18 protein-coding genes are annotated in these 19459 nt (G+C 62.8%); all 18 read right to left on the minus strand.

The features are described 5' to 3' along the window. Nucleotides 1–61: 61 nt before the first annotated feature. The 18 genes from SR858_RS14295 to rpsB all read right to left on the minus strand — a co-directional run bounded on the left by SR858_RS14295 (nt 62) and on the right by rpsB (nt 19375). Nucleotides 62–2476 (minus strand): catalase, encoded by a 2415-nt coding sequence (locus tag SR858_RS14295; protein WP_019919675.1) that lies wholly within the window; start codon nt 2474–2476, stop codon nt 62–64. Between the two features lie 122 nt (nt 2477–2598). Further along, nucleotides 2599–3792 (minus strand): EAL domain-containing response regulator, encoded by a 1194-nt coding sequence (locus SR858_RS14300; RefSeq protein ID WP_019919676.1) that lies wholly within the window; start codon nt 3790–3792, stop codon nt 2599–2601. A gap of 21 nt (nt 3793–3813) precedes the next feature. Then, the gene (locus SR858_RS14305) at nt 3814–4599 is read right to left on the minus strand and encodes a TrmH family RNA methyltransferase (RefSeq protein WP_019919677.1); all 786 of its coding nucleotides are present in this window, start codon (nt 4597–4599) and stop codon (nt 3814–3816) included. After that, on the minus strand, nt 4596–5285 hold the full coding sequence (gene rnhB, locus SR858_RS14310) for a ribonuclease HII (protein ID WP_019919678.1): 690 nt from the start codon (nt 5283–5285) through the stop codon (nt 4596–4598). The genes SR858_RS14305 and rnhB overlap by 4 nt, the downstream gene beginning before the upstream one ends. Nucleotides 5286–5313: 28 nt before the next feature. Next, complete coding sequence (lpxB, locus tag SR858_RS14315; RefSeq protein ID WP_019919679.1) at nt 5314–6474, minus strand: lipid-A-disaccharide synthase; 1161 nt, start codon at nt 6472–6474, stop codon at nt 5314–5316. Next, entirely contained in the window at nt 6458–7246 is a 789-nt protein-coding gene (lpxA, locus tag SR858_RS14320; RefSeq protein ID WP_019919680.1) for an acyl-ACP--UDP-N-acetylglucosamine O-acyltransferase, read from the minus strand. The genes lpxB and lpxA overlap by 17 nt, the downstream gene beginning before the upstream one ends. Nucleotides 7247–7248: 2 nt before the next feature. After that, the gene (fabZ, locus tag SR858_RS14325) at nt 7249–7743 is read right to left on the minus strand and encodes a 3-hydroxyacyl-ACP dehydratase FabZ (RefSeq protein ID WP_026636885.1); all 495 of its coding nucleotides are present in this window, start codon (nt 7741–7743) and stop codon (nt 7249–7251) included. Continuing rightward, nucleotides 7740–8795: a UDP-3-O-(3-hydroxymyristoyl)glucosamine N-acyltransferase gene (lpxD, locus tag SR858_RS14330; RefSeq protein WP_026636886.1), complete on the minus strand. Its 1056-nt coding sequence runs from the start codon at nt 8793–8795 to the stop codon at nt 7740–7742. The genes fabZ and lpxD overlap by 4 nt, the downstream gene beginning before the upstream one ends. 12 nt (nt 8796–8807) lie before the next feature. Next, complete coding sequence (locus SR858_RS14335; RefSeq protein WP_040377325.1) at nt 8808–9335, minus strand: OmpH family outer membrane protein; 528 nt, start codon at nt 9333–9335, stop codon at nt 8808–8810. A gap of 63 nt (nt 9336–9398) precedes the next feature. Continuing rightward, nucleotides 9399–11735 carry an outer membrane protein assembly factor BamA gene (gene bamA, locus SR858_RS14340; protein WP_026636887.1) on the minus strand — a complete coding sequence of 779 codons (2337 nt, stop codon included), beginning with the start codon at nt 11733–11735 and terminating at the stop codon, nt 9399–9401. A gap of 78 nt (nt 11736–11813) precedes the next feature. Beyond that, nucleotides 11814–13208 carry an RIP metalloprotease RseP gene (gene rseP / locus SR858_RS14345; protein ID WP_019919685.1) on the minus strand — a complete coding sequence of 465 codons (1395 nt, stop codon included), beginning with the start codon at nt 13206–13208 and terminating at the stop codon, nt 11814–11816. Continuing rightward, nucleotides 13205–14398 (minus strand): 1-deoxy-D-xylulose-5-phosphate reductoisomerase, encoded by a 1194-nt coding sequence (ispC, locus tag SR858_RS14350; RefSeq protein ID WP_019919686.1) that lies wholly within the window; start codon nt 14396–14398, stop codon nt 13205–13207. Before ispC ends, rseP begins: the two co-directional genes overlap by 4 nt. Before the next feature lie 11 nt (nt 14399–14409). Continuing rightward, the gene (locus SR858_RS14355) at nt 14410–15246 is read right to left on the minus strand and encodes a phosphatidate cytidylyltransferase (protein WP_019919687.1); all 837 of its coding nucleotides are present in this window, start codon (nt 15244–15246) and stop codon (nt 14410–14412) included. After that, entirely contained in the window at nt 15246–15998 is a 753-nt protein-coding gene (uppS, locus tag SR858_RS14360) for a polyprenyl diphosphate synthase (protein ID WP_019919688.1), read from the minus strand. The genes SR858_RS14355 and uppS overlap by 1 nt, the downstream gene beginning before the upstream one ends. A 119-nt stretch (nt 15999–16117) precedes the next feature. Next, nucleotides 16118–16678: a ribosome recycling factor gene (frr, locus tag SR858_RS14365; RefSeq protein WP_019919689.1), complete on the minus strand. Its 561-nt coding sequence runs from the start codon at nt 16676–16678 to the stop codon at nt 16118–16120. A 32-nt stretch (nt 16679–16710) separates the two neighbouring features. Then, the gene (gene pyrH, locus SR858_RS14370) at nt 16711–17427 is read right to left on the minus strand and encodes a UMP kinase (protein WP_019919690.1); all 717 of its coding nucleotides are present in this window, start codon (nt 17425–17427) and stop codon (nt 16711–16713) included. Between the two features lie 156 nt (nt 17428–17583). Next, nucleotides 17584–18495 (minus strand): translation elongation factor Ts, encoded by a 912-nt coding sequence (tsf, locus tag SR858_RS14375; RefSeq protein WP_026636888.1) that lies wholly within the window; start codon nt 18493–18495, stop codon nt 17584–17586. Between the two features lie 130 nt (nt 18496–18625). Further along, nucleotides 18626–19375, minus strand: a complete 750-nt coding sequence (gene rpsB / locus SR858_RS14380) for a 30S ribosomal protein S2 (RefSeq protein ID WP_019919692.1) — start codon at nt 19373–19375, stop codon at nt 18626–18628. Nucleotides 19376–19459: the final 84 nt, after the last annotated feature.

Below are 19459 nucleotides of genomic sequence, written 5' to 3' on the forward strand. Positions count from 1 at the left end.
CGTACTGTTCGTCCTGCCTTCGTCGCGGCGCCTTGCTCCGGCGGCTATGCCAGGCGCTCCGCTAGACGCGTGGCGGGTCGGTATCGCGCGCATACACGCGGTGCCGCGCCAGCACCGCCACGAACCGCGCCAGCGCATCGGCCAGGTCGCAGCTGTCGGCCACGATTACACCGGGATCCGGCTGGCCGTCTGGCAGCTTGTCCGGGACGTGCGCCGCCCGCAGCAGCACGGCGCCGCTGCCCACGGCCAGCATCGGCTTCAGGTGCCGGAACTGCAGTTTCAAAAATTCCAGCGCGCGCGCATCGCGCGACAGCGCGCACTCTCCCTCGGGATAATCGGGCACGATCACCGCATCGAACAGCGCCGACGGTCCCGCCTCGATACTGATTTCCACGTCCAGCGGCGCGTCGTCGCTGGCGGCGATTTTACCGATTTGGTCGCCCACCAGGCGCGGCGCCGCGCCCAGGTCCAGCAAGGCCGCATACAGCTTGCGCGTTTGCGGACCATCGACGCCCGGCGCCACCAGCAGCGCTACCCGGCGCGTGGCCACGCCCACGTTGCCGGGGCGGTGGAACAGCGACAGCGGCGGCGATGGCGGATACTGGTATGGCGGGCGGCTGGTGGCCGGCGGCAGCGGGTCCGGCACGTCCATCCCCAGGCTGGCGGCCACGCGCGCGGCCAGCCCATTATCGACATTGACCAGCGCCGCCAGCACCCGCTTGCGCACCGCCGGCGTCTGCACCCGCGTCAGCTCGAACCGGAACGCCTGCACGATGTGGTCCTGCTCGACGGTTGTCTGGCTGATCCAGAACAGGCGCGCCTGCGAATAATGGTCGGCGAACAGCTCCGGCTTGCCGCGCACCTCGTTGCCGTGCGACGCTTCCGGCACGCTGACAAAACCGCGCACGCCGGCCTGGAACGGGCAGCCGCCGGCCAGCGAATTCGGTTCGTAATTGACTCGGCCCCGGTTGATCTGCTGGCGGTGCATGCCGTCGCGCTGGTTGTTATGGATCGGCGCCACCGGGCTGTTGATCGGAATCTCATGGAAGTTGGCCCCACCGAGGCGCGAGATCTGGGTATCGACGTAAGAGTGCAAGCGGCCTTGCAGCAGTGGATCGTTGGTGAAGTCGATGCCGGGCACCACGTGGGCGGCGCAAAACGCCACCTGCTCGGTCTCGGCAAAGAAATTGTCGGGGTTGCGATTGAGGACCAGCTTGCCCACGGTGCGCAGCGGCACCAGCGCTTCCGGCACCAGCTTGGTGGGATCGAGAATGTCGAACGGGAAGCGCGCGGCCTGCGCCTCACTGAATACTTGCAGGCCCAGTTCCCATTGCGGGAACTGGCCGCTGTCGATGGCTTCCCACAAATCGCGCCGGTGGTAATCGGGATCGGCCGCCACCAGGCGCACTGCCTCGTCCCACACCAGCGCATGGGTGCCGGCCATGGGCGACCAGTGGAACTTGCAGAAGACCGACGTACCATGCGCGTTCACCAGCCGGAACGTGTGCACGCCGAAGCCCTGCATCATGCGGTAGCTGCGCGGGATCGCCCGGTCCGACGTGTGCCAAAGCAGCATGTGAACGATTTCGGGACTGAGCGAGGCGAAATCCCAGAACGTGTCGTGCGCGCTCGATGCCTGCGGCATGCCGTGGTGCGGTTCGGGTTTCACCGCGTGGATCAGGTCCGGGAATTTCATCGCCTCCTGGATGAAGAACACCGGGATGTTGTTGCCTACCAGGTCCCAGTTGCCGTCTTCCGTATAAAACTTGACGGCGAAGCCGCGCACGTCGCGCACCGTGTCGGCCGAACCGCGCTCGCCGGCCACGGTGGAAAACCGTACGAATACCGGTGTGCGTTTGCCAGTCGCGCTAAACAGTGCGGCGCGGGTAATGGCGCTCTGGTCGCCGTAACTCTCGAAATAGCCGTGGGCGGCCGAGCCGCGCGCGTGCACCACGCGCTCCGGTATGCGCTCATGGTCGAAGTGCGTGATTTTTTCGCGCAGAATAAAATCTTCCATCAGGGTGGGACCGCGCAGGCCGGCCTTGAGGCTGTTCTGGTTGTCGGCCACGCGCACCGCCTGGTTGGTGGTCAGCATGCGGCCGGTATCGTCCACCCGCACCCGGTCGAGCGGGCCGTCGAGCGGGTTGTCGCCCAGGTCCGGCTGGCCGGCGCCCACCTTGGGCGAGGCCACGGTCTCGGTGCTAGTGCTGGCCGTGGCCAGCGGCGACGTGGGCGTCTCCGTATCGCCCTCGTGCGGCACCCAGGCGGCGTCGCCGTATTCGAGCGCCTTGGTGGGGTTGTAGGGCATGTCGGCGGCCAGTTGGGCGTCGCTGACGACCTTCTCGAGCAACTGGCTGGCGATGGGGTTGGGCGGGCCAAGGCGCGACGGGCGCGGCGCCTTCGAGGGACCGCCCAGGGTGCTCAGGATGGAACCGGCGCCGTCCACGTCGCCGCCATTGCTTTTGCGTTTGGCCATGTCTCGACTCCTGTTCAATACCCGCTCCGAACGGCGGGCTGAAGTCGAGTTTGAGAGTCTTGGGATGACGCCGCTTGATGTCGCTCAAGCGCGGGGAGAACAGGAATGCCGCTGAAAAATCCCTAGAAAAAATGCCGCCAGTCCGACAACCAGTCGGGAAATTCTTCCACCGGCATGGGCTTGGCGATGTAATAGCCCTGGGCATAAGTGCAACCCAGGCCCTGCAGGAAATCCCAATCCTGCTTGGTTTCCACGCCCACCGCCACCGAGCGCCGTTCCAGGCTGCGCGACAGGCCCAGGCACGAGCGCAACACGGTGGCAATCGCCGGCTTGCGGAACGCGCCATCGACGAAACTCCGGTCGATTTTCAGTTCGGAGAACGGCACCCGCGCCAGCAGTTGCAGGTTGATCAGGCCCGTGCCGTAATCGTCGATGGCGAGGCCGAACCCTTTCATGCGCAGCCGCAGCAGCCGTTCAAGGAAGTGCGGCGTGGTGGTGAGCACCGCCTTTTCCGTCATCTCGAAGGTGAGATAGTCGGGCATGATGCGGTGACGTTCGAGGCAGGCGTCGATCTGCTCCATGAATTGCGGGTGCGCCAGCGTGCTGGGATCGACGTTGACCGAGAACGAAATCGGAATACCGTCGTCGTGCAGGCGGCGACAGGCCTGCACCGATTTTTCGATCAGCGCCCAGTCGAGGAAGTCGATGCGGTGGTTTTCCACCAGCGCCGGCATGAACGAGGCGGGACCGAGCAGGCCATACCGCGGATGGCGCCAGCGCGCGAACATCTCCAGGCCTTTTACCCGGCCGGTTTCCAGCTCGATCTTGGGCTGGAAGTGCGGCGCGAATTCGTTGTTATTGAGCCCATTGCCCACCTCCGCGAACGACAGCGTGGGCACGCGCTCGCGCCGAGGTTCGGGCGGCTTCAGGTGGGCGGCGATCACCGCTTCCAGCCGTCCGGCAATCAGCGGCTTGGTCATCACGCCCAGCACGTCGAGGCCGAACGCGTCGGCCATCGATTCGATCGAGAACAGCACGGAATTGGTTTGCGAGCCGAAGATGATCAGTCCCGCGCGGCTTTGCAGGTCGCCCATGCGGCGGATGACTTCCAGCGCGTCGATGCCGGGAATCTGCAAGTCGAGAATGATGATGTTGACGGCCGGCTGGTAGCGCAGGCCCAGGCAGCGCAGCGCGGTGTCGCCGTCTGGCGCCTCGGTAATCTGGCGCGCCCCCGTGCGTTGCAGGATATCGACCAGCACGCGGCGCTGCGCGTCGTCTCCTTCTGCGACCAGAAAGTGCAACTGCCCGATATCCATAACCGCTCCGGTGGAAACTGCCTAGCCCTGATTCTGCCTGAGTTGTTCGAAAAAGCATACTGCTGCGCAAGCGGCCACGTTGAGCGACTCTACCTGGCCCGCGTGGGGAATCACCACCTGGTGGGAAGCGAGCGCCAATAAATCGTGCGCCACGCCCTGCCCTTCGTGGCCGAACAGCCACGCCACCGGCTGGCGCAGGTTCACATCATACAGGCGCTGGGTGGCATAGCCGCTGGTGGCCAGCGACACCACCTGCGAGTTCGAAACCAGCGCCGGCAAATCGACATTCTCGAAGATATCAAGCACGAAGTGGGCGCCCATGGCCGCGCGCAGCACCTTGGGCGACCAGCAGAACGCGGTGCCGGCGCTGCAATACACTTGCGTGATGCCAGCCGCTGCCGCGCTGCGCAGGATGGAGCCGACGTTGCCCGGGTCCTGCACGCCGTCGAGCAGCACTGCCGACACCTGCAACGGTCCGGTCACCGCGCGCTCCGGCGTGGGAATCAAAAACATCACGCCCACGCCGTGTTCGACCTGGCTGATCGCATTGTAGAGCGCATCGGGCAGGGCCAGCACATGCGCGTGTTGCGCTTCGAGGCCGCCGACGATGTCCATCACTTCCGGGTTGTGCAGCGCGGTTTCGCTGACCACGCACTGCTCGGGCGCGCCGCGCAATTGCAGGTACGACTGGCACAGGTGCACGCCGTCGAGCAGCGTGCGGCCCGACTTGCGGCGCGCCTGGGCGCTGCCGGCCAGTTTGACCAGGTCCTTGTATTGGGCGTTGTCGCGCGAGGTGATCGTCTTCATGCGCTCACCTCGATTTTCATCACGGTTTGCACGCTCTGCGCGACCTGGCCGGTTTGCACGGTGTGGGCGGTATGCAGTTCCAGCACGGCGCGCACAGGTGCGAACGAACGGCGGTGCACCGGCGAGGCGCCATGCTCGCGCAAGCGCGCCAGGTGCAGCGCGGTGCCGTAGCCCTTGTGCTGGTCGAAGCAGTAATGCGGGTACTGCGCGTGCAGTTCGACCAGTGCGGCATCGCGCGCAGTCTTGGCCAGGATCGATGCGGCCGAGATGGCATCGACCTTGTCGTCGCCGCCGATGACCGCGATCGACTGGATCTGCATCACCGGGCAGCGGTTGCCGTCGATCAGTGCCAGGGTGGGCACGGTGGACAGCGCTTCCACCGCGCGGCGCATGGCCAGCATCGACGCTTGCAGGATGTTCAACTGGTCGATCTCGTCTTCCGACGCCTGGGCAATCGCCCAGGCCAGCGCCTGCGACTTGATCACCGGGGCCAGCAAGTCACGCTTGGCTTCCGTGAGCTTTTTCGAGTCGCGCAAGCCGAGGATCGGGCGATTGGGATCGAGGATGACGGCAGCGGCAAACACCGGTCCGGCCAGCGGGCCACGGCCGGCTTCATCCACCCCGCAAATGATTTCGTCGGGGGAGTTGGGGAGGTCGTCGAACAGGCCGGGGTTTGGGTTTTTCACGTTTTACTTCACTTATTCATCTAATTGGCTAACCACGGCCGATCACCTTCAAAACCGCCGCCGCACTCTCCACCGCGCTGTTGCGCAGCAGGCTGTGATGCATGTCGGTGAAGCGCTGGGCCAGGCGCAGCCGGTGCGGCGCGTCGGACAGTTGCTGCCACATGGCGTCGGCCAGCGCCTGCGGGTTGGCGGCGTCCTGCAGCATCTCGGGCACCAAAAATTCGCGCGCCAGGATGTTGGGCAGGCCCACCCACGGCTGGTAGCCGAAGTGGCGCAAGATCTGCCATTCGAGCGCCATCATTTTATAGGCGATCACCATCGGCTTCTTGAACAGCGCCACTTCCAGCGATGCGGTGCCCGAAGCGACCAGCACTGCGTCGCCGGCGGCAATCGCCGTGTGCGACTGGCCGTCGAGCAGGTCGATTTCCACGTCCTGCAGGCCCGCCTGCGCCACCAGTTCCAGGAAATACTGGCGCTGGCGTTCGCCCGCCATCGGCGCCACGAAGCGCAGCGAGCGGTCGCGCTGCTTGAGCAGTTTGGCCGCCTGCACAAAGGCCACGGTATTGTATTTAAGCTCGGACATGCGGCTGCCGGGCATGATGGTGACCACGTTGGCGTCCTGCGGCAAACCGAGTTTGGCGCGCGCGCCCGCTTCGTCCGGCACCATCGGGATCACTTCCGCCAGCGGATGGCCGACGTAGCTGACCGGCACGCCCGCCTGGCGATAAATCTCTTCCTCGAACGGGAACACCACCAGCATGTGCGAGACCGCGCGCACGATCTTCTTGATGCGGCCACCACGCCAGGCCCAGATCTGCGGCCCGATGTAGTGGATGGTGGGGATGCCCGCCGCCTTGAGCTGCTCTTCCAGCCCCAGGTTGAAGCCCGGGTAGTCGGCGCCGATGAAGGCAGCCGGCCGGTCGGCCAGCAACTGGTCGCGCAGCTGGTTCTGGATGCCCTTGATTTCGCGGTAGCGCGGAATCACGGCCAGCAGTCCGCGCACGGTCAGCTTGTCCATCGGCACGTGCGATTCGAACCCCTGGGCGATCATGTGCTCGCCGCCGATGCCGTGCAGCCGCGCACCGGGCAAGTGCGGCTTGAGGCCGGAAAGCAAACGGGCGGCCAACAGGTCGCCCGATGGTTCCCCGGCGACCATCGCCAGCGACAGCTTGTCAGCGGACGATGCCACGCGACGCCGTATCGAGGAATTCGCGCATGGCGCGGATATGGACCGCCGCACCGGGCGCGGCTTCTTCTTCGGCGCGCAACGCGGCCTTGGCTTCTTCCAGCGTGAGGCCCGAGCGGTACAGCAGCTTGTAGGCGGTGCGGATACCGTTGATCTCTTCGCGCGTAAAACCACGGCGCTTGAGGCCTTCGATATTGACGCCGTGCGCCTGCGCCGGGTTACCGTTCAACAGCACGAACGGCGGCACATCCTGCGTCAGGCTGGTGCTCATGCCCACGAACGCATGCGCGCCGATCTTGCAGAACTGGTGGACGTTGGCGAAACCGCTCATGATCACCCAGTCGCCGATTTCCACGTGGCCGGCGATCTGCGCGTTGTTCGAGAAGATGGTGTTGCTGCCCACCTGGCAGTCGTGCGCCAGGTGCACATAGGCCGAAATCCAGTTGTCGTTGCCGAGCGAGGTCACGCCCTTGTCCTGCACCGTGCCGGTGTTGAACGTGCAGAACTCGCGGATCGTGTTGCGGTCGCCGATGGTCAAGCGGGTCGGTTCGCCGGCCCATTTTTTATCCTGCGGCGCAGCGCCGATCGACGAGAACTGGAACAGTTTGTTATCACGGCCGATGGTGGTATGGCCTTCGATTACCACGTGCGGGCCGACCACGGTGCCAGCGCCGATTTGCACGTGCGGTCCGATGACCGTGTACGGGCCGACGTCGACGCTGCTATCGAGCTGCGCTTTCGGATCGATGACTGCGGTAGCGTGGATGGTACCCATGATTACTGCCCCGCAGGCTGGCTGGCGTCCGCAACGCTGCGGATGGTGCACATCAATTCCGCTTCCACCGCTACCTGGCCATCGACGGTGCCCACGGCCTTGTATTTCCAGATGCCGCGCGCATTGCGCAGGATTTCGACGTCCATTTTCAGCTGGTCGCCAGGACCGACCGGGCGCTTGAAGCGCGCGCCGTCGATACCGACGAAGTACACCACCGAGCTTTCGTCAGGCTTGATGCCCATGGTCTTGAACGACAGCAGCGCCGCGGTTTGCGCCATCGCTTCGATCATCAGCACGCCCGGCATCACCGGCTTGTGCGGGAAGTGGCCGTTGAAGAATTCTTCGTTGACGGTGACGTTCTTGATCGCGGTGATCGACTTGCCCTCTTCGTACGCGAGCACGCGGTCCACCAGCAGCAGCGGGTAGCGGTGCGGCAGGTAGGACTTGATTTCGCAGATGTCCATGGTCTTGGAGGTGTCGGGCTGAGTAGTGGTCATGATGTTTCGTTTTCTTTATTGGTCTTGATAATTTTTTCGAGCGCGCGGATTTTTTCGCGCATGCCGGGCAGGTTGCGCACGATGGCGGCCGACTTTTCCCACTCGGCGTTTTTCGCCAGCGGATAAAAGCCCGTGTACTGGCCCGGTTCCAGGATCGAGCGCGACACCATGGAGGCAGAACCCACGTGCACGCGATCGACGATGGTCAGGTGGCCCAGCACCATCGACGCGCCGCCGAAGGTGCAGTACTTGCCGATCTTGGCGCTGCCGGCCACGCCGGTGCACCCGGCCATGGCCGTGTGGGCGCCGATGTGGCAGTTGTGGCCGATCTGGATCTGGTTGTCCAGCTTGACGCCGTCTTCGATGATGGTGTCGGCCAGCGCACCGCGGTCGATGGTGGTGTTGGCGCCGATGTCCACATCGTCGCCGATCACCACGCGCCCGGTTTGCGGGATCTTGATGTACACGCCGCCCTCGTTGGCGAAGCCGAAACCGTCGGTACCGATCACGGCGCCCGAGTGGATGATGCCGCGCGCGCCGATAATGCAGTGGGCGTGGAACGTGACATTGGCAAAGAAGTGCGTACCCTCGCCCACTTCCGCTTCGCGGCCGATGTAGCAGCCGGCGTCGATCACCGCGTGTTCGCCGATCACGGCGCCCGATTCGATCACCACGCGCGCGCCGATATGGGCGCTGGCGGCGACGTGGGCATCGTCGGCCACTACGGCGCTGGGATGGATGCCGGGCGCCGGCACGAAGGCCGTCAGCGATTCGAAATACTGCGCCGCGCGGGCGAAATACACGTAGGGGTTGGCGACGACGATGCGCGCACCGGTGTAGCCGGCGGCGATGAACTCGTCATCTTTTTCGGCGACGATCAACGCCGCCGCGTGGCTGTCGCGCGCCTGGGCGCGCAGTTTGCTATTGCTGAGAAAGCTGATGTGCGAAACGCCGGCGTCTGCCAATGGGGCGATCCCGGTCACTTCCAGGTTCGCATCTCCCATCAACCGGCCACCGAAGCGTTCGACCAATGTGCCCAGTCGAGTGCCCATCATGGTCCTTTTTTACTTGTCTTTATCGAGCGCTGCCAACACCTTGTCGGTGATGTCGATACGCTTGCTGGCCCACACTGCATCCTGCAGCACGATATCGAAACCTTCGGTATCGGCCATCTGGCGGATGATCTTGGTGGCGCGGTCGGAAATGGCCTGGCGCTCTTCGTTGGTGCGCTGGCTCAGGTCTTCGCGGAACTCGCGCTGGCGGCGCTGGAATTCCTTGTCGAGGTCAAACACGTCGCGCTGGCGGCGTACCCGTTCCGCTTCGGCCAGGGCCGGTGCGTCTTTTTCCAGCTTGGCGGAAGCCGCTTTCAGGCGGCCTTCCATCTCCTGCATGGCTTTTTCGCGCGACTTGAACTCTTCCTGCAGCTTTTCGCTGGCCAGCTTGGCCAGCTTGGACTCGTTGTAGATGCGCTCCGGGCTGAGCCAGGCGATGCGCGACAGCGAGGTCTGCGCCTGCGCCGGCGCCATGGCGCACCAGCCCAACGCTGCCAGGGCAAGCGTAGCGGCAAGCGAGGCGCCGTAGGTCTTGGTCATCTTGGCGGATGCAGTATTCAACTTGATTCTCCGATTAAATATAGATAGCCGAGTCGGGGCGGGTTAGAAACCAGTACCCATCTGGAACTGGAAGCGTTCCAGGCGGTCGCCCGGCTTGGCATTAAGAGGCTTAGCATAACTCAACTTGAGCGGGCCCACCGGCGAAATCCAGCTGATACCAAGACCGGCCGAGTAGCGCAGCTGCGAGTAGCGCATCTTCTCGCCTTCCTGGTACACCTGGCCCGCATCGAGGAAGCCGAACCAGCGCAGGCTGCGATCCTGGCCGGAGCCCGGGAATGGCAGTTGCAGCTCGGCGTTACCGATCAGGCGCGAGGCGCCGCCCAGGGCATCGCCGTAGCGGGCATCGACCGCGCCCAGCGACGAGCTTTCGTAACCGCGCACCGAACCGATACCGCCGCCGTAGAAGTTCTTGAACACCGGGTATGGCGTGTCGCCGAGGCCGCGGCCGTAGTCGATCTCGCCCTTGAGCGCGAGCACGGAGCGCCAGATCAGCGGCTTGTAGTACTGCTGCTCGTAGATGGCGCGGTAGTATTTCTGCTTGCCGATCACGTCGAGCTCGAGGTTCAGGCGCTGGTAGCGGCCGGCCGATGGCGTCAGGCCGGAATCGCGGCTGTCGCGCGACCATGCCAGCGTGAGCGGCACGGCGTTGGTCTCGGCCTTGCCGATGCCGCTGGCGTTGCCGGTGACGTCGGACACGTATTGCAGGAACCGGGTTGGCGACGTCGAATCGGTTTCGATCGACGAGCGCTCGAGGCCGATACCGAGGAACACGGTGTCGGTTTCCGAGAACGGCACGCCGTAGCTGATGCGGCCGCCCTTCTGCTTGATGGTGTAGCTGCCGATGTTCAGGGCCGGCGGACGCTGCGTACGCAGGTACACCTCGTACGAACGCGAGATGCCGTCGTCGGTGTAGTACGGGTCGAACTGCGAGAACGAAATCGTGCGGCTGTACTTGGACGTGTTCAGTTCCATGCCCACGGTGGTACCGGAGCCGGCAAAGTTGGCCTGCTGGATCGCCGCCTGGAACGTGAATTTTTCCGACTGCGAGAACGCGCCGCCGATGGTGAAGTTACCGGTCGGTTTTTCCACCACGGTGAGGTTGACGTCCACCTGGTCGGACGTGCCCTGCGCTTCCGGCGTGTCGATGGTGACATCCTTGAAGTAGCCGAGGCGGTCGACGCGGTCGCGCGAAAGCTTGATCTTGTTGGCGTCGTACCAGGACGATTCGAACTGGCGGAACTCGCGGCGGATCACTTCGTCGCGCGACGTGGTGTTGCCGGCGATGTTCATGTGGCGCACGTAGGCGCGCTTGCCCGGATCGATCATGAAGGTAAAACTCACTTCACGCTTTTCCTGGTTGATGTCCGGGTTGGCGTTGACGTTGGCGAACGCGTAGCCGAAGGTGCCCAGGCGGTCGGAAATGAGCTTGTTGGTGGCGGTGAGCAGTTCGCCCGAATACACGGCGCCCTTGCGCAGCAATACCAGCGAACGCAGCTCGTCCTCGCGGCCGAAGGTCTCGCCCTCGAACTTGATGTCGGAGACGTTGTACTTTTCACCTTCGGTGATGTTGATGGTGATGTAGATGTCTTTTTTATCGGGCGTGATCGAGACCTGGGTGGAATCGATGTTCATCTCGATGTAGCCGCGATTGAGGTAGAACGATTTGAGCGACTCGATATCGCCGGTCAGCTTGGTCTTGGAATACTGGTCGGCCTTGGTGTACCAGCTGAACCAGCCGCCGGTATTGAGCGCCAGTTGGTCGCGCAGTTCCTTGTCCGAGAACACCTTGTTGCCGATGATGTTGATCTGCTTGATCTTGGCGATTTCGCCCTCGTCCACCGCGAACGTGATATTGACGCGATTACGCTCGAGCGGGGTGACCGTGGTGACCAGCTTGACGCCGTACAGGCCGCGCGACAGGTACTGGCGCTTGAGTTCCTGCTCGGCGCGATCCACCGATGCCTTGTCGAAGATTTTCGCTTCGCCCACGCCGATGTCTTTCAGCGCCTTGACCAGCACGTCCTTTTCGAATTCCTTGGTACCGGTGAATTCCACCTTGGAGATGGCCGGGCGCTCCTCGACCAGCACCACCAGTACCTGGCCGTCGGCTTCCAGGCGCACGTCCTTGAAGAAACCGGTGGCATACAGCGCCTTGATGGCGGTAATACTTTTGTCGTCGTTGAAGGTCTCGCCCACGCGCACCGGCAGGTAGCTGAAGACCGTACCGGCTTCCGTCCGCTGGATGCCTTCGACGCGGATGTCCTTGATCACGAAGGGTTCGATCGCCATGGCGTTGCCGGCACACAGTACCAGGACGGCGGTGCCAATCAGACTGCGGCGCATGGAAGATGGAGTAATACGGTCAGAATATAATTTCATCGGGGTTATTCAATGTCTCATTCAACGAACTACTATGTAACTATGTAACTGTGAGTACGAACCGGGTAACTCATCGAGTTACATGAGTCTGGTGATGTCGTTAAATACCGCCAGCACCATCAGGGTCATCAATAAACCGATACCGATGCGTTGGGCGAATTCCGCTACGCGCTCGGACACGGGACGCCCGGTTAAAACTTCCAGCGAATAATACAGCAAATGCCCCCCGTCTAGAACGGGAATCGGTAGCAAATTCATTACGCCCAGACTGATACTGATGAACGCAATGAAGCTCAAATAACTGGCCACGCCCATGCGTGCGGTCTGGCCGGCATAGTCGGCAATTGTAATCGGACCGGTGACATTCTTGAGTGACGCTTCGCCGGTCACCATCTTGGCTATCATCTTGAGCGTCATGGTGCAGGTATCCCATACCCGCTCGACCGCCTTGCCCAATGCGCTCAGCGGCCCCGAGGGCACGTTGATCATATCCGGGCGCAAGGCGACGTAAGCGCTGATCTTACCGACTGTTACAGCTTGCTTACCTGACTTTTCCCCATCCGCGCCCTTGAGCATCTCGGCCTGCGGCGTCACCGCCAGCGTACGTGGCAGGCCCGCCCGGATGACCTCGACCTGCACGGTCTTGCCGGGCGCGGCGCGGATCAGTTCGATGAAGGCAACGCCGTCCTGCACCGCCACGCCATCGACGCTTTTCAGCAGATCGCCCACTTGCAGGCCGCCGCGCTCGGCAGCGCCGCCCGGCAGCACCTGCTGCACCACCGGCGACGGCAACGCCACGCCGATACCGAGATTACCGACGATGTCGCCTTCCAGGTCGAGCGCGGTCATGGTGGCTGCCGGCACGATGGCGTTGACGCGGCCGTAGCCGGAACGCTCGACCGTGAGGCTGGCTTCCTTCTTGTCCACGGCTGCCTGCATCAGGTTCCAGCGCAGCTCGGACCACGCTGCCACCGGCTCGCCGTTGACGGCGGTGATGCGGTCGCCGGTGCGCAGGCCGGCCAGGGCGGCGGGTGTGCGGTCGGCATCCTGGCCGGCGGCAGCGCGCACGCTGATCTTGCTGGTCGGCTCTTCCACGCCATGCATGTACAGGCCGGCAAACAGCACGATGGCAACCAGGAAATTGGCCAGCGGACCGGCAGCCACGATGGCGATGCGCTTCCAGACGCTCTGGCGCGTAAATTCGCGCGCCAGGTCCTCTTTCGGAATGCTGGCCAGGTCGCCCTCGCGGGCGTCGAGCATCTTGACGTAGCCGCCCAGCGGCAAGGCGGACACGGCCCACTCGGTCTGGTCGCGGCCGAAGCGGCGCGACCAGACAACTTTACCCATGCCCACCGAGAAGCGCAGCACCTTGACACCGCACCAGCGCGCCACCAGGTAGTGGCCCAGCTCATGGATCGTGATCAGCGAGCCGAGGCAGACGGCAAACGCCAGGATGGTGGTGAGAAAATTCATCGCGCGAGCTGGCCGATGCAGCGTTCGGCGGCGGCCCGGGCAGCGGCGTCCTGCGCCATGACCGCCTCGATGCTGTCGGCGGCGCCGTGCGGCAATTGCTCCACCACTTGCGCGATCACGCGGTCGATCTGGCGGAAGCCGATCTGGCGGTCGAGGAAGGCCTGCACCGCCACTTCGTTGGCCGCGTTGAGCAAGGCCGGCGCGGTGCCGCCGGCGCGCAAGGCGTCGAACGCCAGCGCCAGGCACGGGAAGCGCGCATAGTCGGGACGGTGGAATTGCAGGGTGGCGATCTCGGTGATGTCGAGCTGGGCCACGCCGGAGGCGATCCGTTCCGGGTACGCCAGCGCATGCGCGATCGGCGTGCGCATGTCCGGGTTGCCCAGCTGGGCCAGCACCGAACCATCGACATACGACACCATCGAGTGGATCACCGACTGCGGGTGGATCACGACCTCGATGCGGTCGGCCGGGGCGCCGAACAGCCAGTGCGCCTCAATCACTTCCAGGCCCTTGTTCATCATGGTGGCCGAATCGACCGAAATCTTGCGGCCCATCGACCAGTTCGGGTGCTTGCAGGCCTGCTCGGGCGTCACGTCTTCCAGTGTCGCTACGTCACGCGTGAGGAACGGTCCGCCTGAGGCAGTCAGCAGGATCTTGGCCACGCCGGCACTGGCGTCGCGCACGGCCGGCGTGCGGCCACCGAATTGCGGCATGGCCTGGAAAATGGCGTTGTGCTCACTGTCGATCGGCAGCAGGATGGCGCCGGACTCGGCCACCGCATCCATGAACAGCTGGCCGGACATGACCAGCGCTTCCTTGTTGGCCAGCAGAATTTTCTTGCCGGCGCGGGCGGCAGCCAGCGTGGGCGCCAGGCCGGCGGCGCCGACAATCGCGGCCATCACGCTATCGACTTCCGGCGCGGACGAGATCGCGCACAGCGCGGCTTCGCCGTATTCGACTTCGGTACCGACGTTGGCGGCACGCAGCAGCGCGGCGAGGCGCCCTGCTGCCTCGGCGGTGCCGACGACCGCGCGTTGCGGGCGGTGGGCAATACACTGCGCCGCCAGTTCATCGACGCGGCTGTGCGCGGACAAGGCATAAACAGAATAGCGCTCGGGGTGACGGGCGAGCACGTCCAGCGTGGACACGCCGATCGAACCGGTGGCGCCAAGGATGGTGATGCGTTGCATAGGAATTTCTTTCAGAGCCAGGTCGAGAGCAGCGCTGCGATCGGCAGCACGGGAATCAATGCATCGACACGGTCGAGCACGCCGCCATGGCCGGGCAGCAGGTTGCTGCTGTCCTTGATGGCCGCACGGCGCTTGAGTTGGGATTCGAACAGGTCGCCAATTACTGACGCGGCCACGATCACCAGCAGCGCCAGCATGGTCACGCCCCAACCGAAGCGCGCCTGCAGGCGCACGGCGAAGGTGTCTTGCAGCCACGGCACGCCGGCGGCGGCCAGGATCGAGATGGTGGCGATGACCAGCACGGCAATGCCGCCGCCGATCGCGCCTTCCCACGATTTACCGGGAGAAATGGTGGGCGCCAGCTTGCGCTTGCCGAATGCCTTGCCGGAGAAGTAGGCGCCGATATCGGCAATCCACACCAGCACCAGCACCGACAGCAGGTACACGGGCGAGCGCAGGTACAAACCGACGATGGCAAAGAAGCAGACGAACACGGCAAAACCGAAGGTCAGCGCCATCGACCAGTTGGCGGCGGTGCCCAGCTGCGGCAGGCCCAGGCCCAGCGACGGTGCATAGCGGATCAGCCACAGCAGCGAGGCAATCGCGTACAGCGCGGTGGCGGAACCCGGCTGCGCCTTGTACATCAAGCCCACGAACAGCAGCGCGCCGACGATGCCGGCAATCCTGGCCGGGCCGTCTTTCAGGCCGAACATGCGTGCACCTTCCCACACGGCGGCGCCGAGGAACAGCGTGACGATCACGGCAAAGGCCGGGAAATACTGGAAGAACAGGACTGGCAGCAACACCGCCAGCAAGACCAGAGCGGTAATAATCCGTGTTTTCAGCATCAGTTTTTCTTTTCTGCCAGTTGCGCGCCGGTGCGGCCGAAACGGCGTTCGCGGTGCTGGTAGGAGGCGATGGCCTCGTCGAGGCGCTCGATCGAAAAATCGGGCCAGTAGGTGTCGGTGAAGAACAGCTCGGTGTACGCGAGCTGCCACAACAGGAAATTGGAAATGCGCTGCTCGCCGCCGGTGCGGATGAACAGGTCCGGCTCGGGCGCGTACGCCATGGCCAGGTGTGGCGCCAGTTGTTCCTCGGAGAAGTCGGTGGCGCCGGGATGGGCCGCGACCATCTTGCCGACAGCCTGCATGATATCCCAGCGCCCGCCGTAATTGGCGCAGATGGTGACGGTCAGGCTGGTGTTGTTGGCGGTCTTGCGCTCGGCGTTGGCGATCATGGTGCGCAGCTTCTCGTCGAAGCGGGACAGATCGCCGACCACGCGCAGGCGGATGTTATTGGCGTGCATCTTGGACACTTCGCGCTCGAGCGCGGTCATGAACAAGCGCATCAGGAGGGACACTTCCTCTTCCGGGCGGCGCCAGTTCTCGGAACTGAAGGCAAACAGGGTCAGGTATTCAATGCCGCGGTTGATGCAGGCCTCGACCACGGTGCGTACCGCTTCGACGCCCTTGACGTGACCGGCTACGCGCGGCAAAAAGCGCTTGGTGGCCCAGCGGCCGTTACCGTCCATGATCATGGCGACATGGCGCGGCACCTGTGGCGCGTCCGGAACCTCGGTAGTCGAACTCGTATATTTCATGAAAGCTTTGCTGCCAAAGGATAAAGTATTGCAGGTGGAACGGAAAAAGACAAGACGCCAGCACCAACTTGCCATGCGCGCGCATGACAAGCTGGTTGCTGGCGCCTCGGCCCGAGGGCTTAAACCGTCAGAACTTCTTTTTCCTTCTCCGCCACCATCTTGTCGATGTCGGCGATGAACTTGTCGGTCAGTTTCTGGACTTCATCGACGGCACGACGCTCGTCATCTTCCGAGATGGTTTTGTCCTTGACCAGCTTTTTCAGCGATTCGTTACCGTCGCGGCGGATATTGCGCACGGCAATTTTCGCGTCTTCGGCTTCACTCTTGCACAGCTTGACCATTTCCTTGCGGCGTTCTTCGGTCAAGGCCGGGGTCGGCACACGGATGATGTCGCCCTGCGCCGACGGGTTCAGGCCCAGGTCGGCATCGCGGATGGCTTTTTCAATCGTCGATGCCATGCGCTTTTCGAACGGCTGCACGCCGATGGTGCGGGCATCGATCAGGTTGATGCCAGCGACCTGCGACAGCGCGGTCGGTGCACCATAGTACTCGACCATGACATGGTCGAGAATGCCGGTGTGGGCGCGGCCGGTGCGGACCTTGGCCAGGTCGGCGCGCAGGGTTTCCAGCGATTTGGTCATGCGCTCTTGCGCATTCTTTTTAACGTCAGCTACGGACATTGCTGCTCTCCTGTATACGGATGATGTAAATCTTAAACGTGAACCAGTGTACCCTCATCCTCGCCCATGATCACGCGCATCAGCGCGCCGGGCTTGGTGATCGAGAACACCTTGATCGGCAGCTTCTGGTCGCGGCACAGCGCAAAGGCGGTGGCGTCCATCACTTGCAGATTGCTGGCAATCGCTTCGTCAAAGCTGATCTTGTGGTACAGCGTGGCGTTCGGGTCTTTCTTCGGATCGGCAGTGTACACGCCATCGACCTTGGTTGCCTTGAGCACGATTTCAGCGCTCATTTCCGCACCGCGCAGTGCTGCGGCAGTGTCGGTGGTGAAGAACGGGTTACCGGTGCCGGCGGCGAACACGACCACTTTACCTTCTTCCAGGTATTGCAGCGCTTTCGGGCGCACATACGGCTCGACCACTTGCTCGATGCCGATGGCCGACATCACGCGGGCGGTGATGCCGACATGGCGCATGGCGTCAGCCAGGGCCAGGGCGTTCATGACGGTGGCCAGCATGCCCATGTAGTCGGCAGTGGCGCGGTCCATGCCCTGGGCGCCAGGCGCGACGCCACGGAAGATGTTGCCGCCGCCAATGACGATCGCCAGTTCCACGCCCAGTTTCGCGACCTCGGCCACGTCAGCCACCATCCGCTCGATGGTGCTGCGGTTGATGCCGTACGGGTCGTCGCCCATCAGCGCTTCGCCGGACAGTTTGAGGAGGACACGCTTGTAGGCTGGTTTGGACATGAGACGGGGCTCCTAAATATGGTGGGTTGAAGGGCTGCCGGCGCCTATCATACCTTGAGACGACGGCGGCAGCGCGACTGTTACAGTAAAAACAATATTACGTGATCAGGCTAAAAAAACGGGCCTCGCGGCCCGTTTTCTAGTCTTGCCCGGAGATTAACCCTGGCTGGCGGCCATTTGAGCGGCCACTTCTGCTGCGAAGTCGTCAACCTTCTTCTCGATGCCCTCGCCCACCACGTACATGGTGAACGATTTGACCGTGGTTGCTTTTTCTTTCAGCATCTGCTCGATCGATTGCTTGTCGTTTTTCACGAAAGCCTGGTTCAGCAGCGATACTTCTTTCAGGTACTTCTGTACCGAGCCTTCCAGGCGCTTGGCGACGATGTCGGCAGGCTGCACTGGCTTGCCGGCAGCAACTGCTGCGGCTGCATCTTCGTCGGCTTTCAGTTTTGCAACCGAACGCTCTTTTTCGATCAGCTCAGCTGGAACGTTGTCCGACGACAGCGCCACTGGCTTCATCGCGGCGATGTGCATGGCAACGTCTTTACCGACTTGTTCGTCGGCGCCGTCGAACTCGACGATCACGCCGATGCGTGCGCCGTGCAGGTACGAAGCCAGCTTGGCGGTGGTTTCAAAACGCTGGAAGCGGCGGATCGACATGTTTTCGCCGATTTTACCGATCAGGGCAGCGCGCACTTCGTCCAGGGTCTGGCCGTTGCCAGCTGGCAGAGCCAGCAGGGCAGCGACGTCGGCCGGGTTGTGTTCGGCAACCAGCTTGGCAGCGTTGGCAGCCAGGGCCAGGAAGTCGTCGTTTTTCGCAACGAAGTCGGTTTCCGAGTTCACTTCGACCAGGGCGCCTACGCCGCCGTCGATGAAGCTCGCTACCACGCCTTCGGCGGTCACGCGCGACGATGCTTTCGATGCCTTGCCGCCCAGCTTGACGCGCAGGATTTCTTCAGCACGACCCATGTCGCCTTCGGCTTCGGTCAGTGCTTTTTTGCATTCCATCATTGGCGCGTCGGTTTTCGCGCGCAGTTCGCCTACCATTGCTGCAGTAATCGCTGCCATGTGTTTTCTCCTGTTGTTCGGTATTCGGGGGGGGATGGGGAACCAATCTGGCTCTAACCCATTGATGTTAAAAAAAAGGGGGAGCTGGTGGCCACCCCTTTTTTCCTTAGCAGACCGTTAGGCCGACTAATTAAGCTTGCTCGACTTCGACGAATTCGTCGCCGGCGGCGGCTTTAACCATTTCAACTACTTCGTTACCGGCAGCAGCACGGCCTTCCAGGATGGCATCGGCTACACCACGTGCGTACAGGGTGATTGCTTTCGACGAGTCATCGTTACCTGGAATGACGAACTTCACGCCTTCTGGCGAGTGGTTGGTATCGACCACGCCGATCACTGGAATGCCCAGTTTTGCGGCTTCGGTGATGGCGCCTTTATGGTAGCCGACGTCAACGACGAAGATTGCGTCAGGAACGCCGCCCATGTCCTTGATGCCACCGATTGCTTTTTGCAGCTTGACGATTTCGCGTTGGAACATCAGCGCTTCTTTTTTCGACAGCTTCTCAACCGAACCGTCTTCAACCTGGGCTTCCATGTCTTTCAGACGCTTGATCGAGGTTTTGATGGTTTTGAAGTTGGTCAGCATGCCGCCGAGCCAGCGCTGGTCAACGAAAGGAACGCCTGCGCGTGCAGCTTCAGCAGCGATGATGTCGCGTGCTTGACGCTTGGTGCCGACCATCAGGATGGTGCCACGGCTTGCAGCTACTTGCTTAACATGCTTCATCGCTTCTTGATACATACCCATCGTCTTTTCCAAGTTGATGATATGGATCTTGTTGCGGTGACCGAAGATGAACGGAGCCATCTTTGGGTTCCAGAAACGGGTTTGGTGACCGAAGTGGACACCGGCTTCCAGCATTTCGCGCATAGTTACGGACATTTTTTAACTCCAGGGTTGGGTCTGGAATCCGACCAGTGACCCGGTTGTTACGCCAGGCACCCTTGTCGATCGGATTCGAGTTTA

Origin of the sequence: Duganella zoogloeoides, from assembly GCF_034479515.1 — a bacterium.
GTDB lineage: Bacteria > Pseudomonadota > Gammaproteobacteria > Burkholderiales > Burkholderiaceae_D > Rugamonas > Rugamonas zoogloeoides.